The sequence below is a fragment of the Streptomyces sp. NH27 genome, from assembly GCF_056859195.1.
This window is the reverse complement of record NZ_JACEGK010000954.1, coordinates 1-1,274: the sequence shown is the minus strand read 5'-3', so window position 1 is coordinate 1,274 and position 1,274 is coordinate 1. Positions and strand designations below refer to the sequence as shown.

At 70.3% G+C, this 1,274-nt stretch carries 1 protein-coding gene; it reads left to right on the top strand.

Annotated elements, in window-relative coordinates:
- Positions 1–62: 62 nt before the first annotated feature.
- Entirely contained in the window at positions 63–1,085 is a 1,023-nt protein-coding gene (locus tag AC13HU_RS37360; protein WP_483046450.1) for an LLM class flavin-dependent oxidoreductase, read from the top strand.
- Positions 1,086–1,274 lie beyond the last annotated feature (189 nt).

Genomic DNA, 1,274 nt, shown 5'->3' with positions numbered 1-1,274 from the left:
GAATCAGGGGAGCCGGGGGGAAACAGGGGAATCAAACGGGACCGCGAGACGCTTCCGCCTACGTGAAGAAGATTGGATTTCTCTCGTTCGGACACTGGTCGCCGAACGCGCACTCCGAGACCCGGTCCGCCGCCGACTTCCTGCATCAGTCCATCGACCTGGCGGTCGCCGCGGAGGAGCTCGGCGTGGACGGCGCGTACTTCCGCGTGCACCACTTCGCGCGGCAGGCGGGCAGCCCGTTCCCGCTGCTCTCGGCCATCGGTGCGCGGACCTCGAAGATCGAGATCGGCACCGGCGTGATCGACATGCGGTACGAGAATCCGCTCTACATGGCCGAGGAGGCCGGAGCCGCCGACCTGATCTCCGGCGGCCGGCTACAGCTCGGCATCAGCCGCGGATCACCGGAACAGGTGATCGACGGCTGGCGGTACTTCGGCTACGCCCCTGCCGAGGGCGAGACCGTCGCGGACATGGCCCGCCGGCACGCCGAAGCCTTCCTGAAGGTGATCGAGGGCGAGGGCTTCGCGCAGCCGAATCCGCGGCCGATGTTCGCCAACCCGCCGGGGCTGCTGCGCGTCGAGCCGCACTCCGAGGGACTGCGCGACCGGATCTGGTGGGGCTCCAGCTCGAACGCGACAGCCGTGTGGGCCGCGAAGCTGGGGATGAACCTGCAGAGTTCCACGTTGAAGGACGACGAGACGGGCGAACCGTTGCACGTCCAGCAGCGCAAGCAGATCGAGGCGTACCGCGAGGCGTACCAGGCCGCCGGCCATACGCGCGAACCGCGGGTTTCGGTCAGCCGCAGCATCTTCGCCCTGACCGACGACATGGACCGGGCCTACTTCGGCCGCGACCGCGAGTCCCGCGACCAGGTCGGCATGATCGACGACACGACCAGGGCGATCTTCGGACGCTCGTACGCCGCCGAGCCGGACGCACTCGTGGAACTGCTCCGGGACGACGAGGCCATCCAGGCCGCGGACACCCTGCTGCTGACCGTCCCCAACCAGCTCGGCGTCGACTACAACGCCCACGTGCTGGAGAGCATCCTCACCCACGTGGCACCGGAGCTCGGCTGGCGCTGAGCCGGCCACCCGGCCCCCGGCCCAGCCCCTCGCACCGGCCACCGGCCACCGGCCATCGGCTGGGCCGCACCCTTCTCCCGGGAACGTGGCCGCGCCACTGCCGGATGCGAGGAGCCCGCTCCGCGCCACCGCCAGACGTGACGCGCTGCCAGAAGTGACGCGCCCGCCCGCGCCGCCACCGCCGTATAC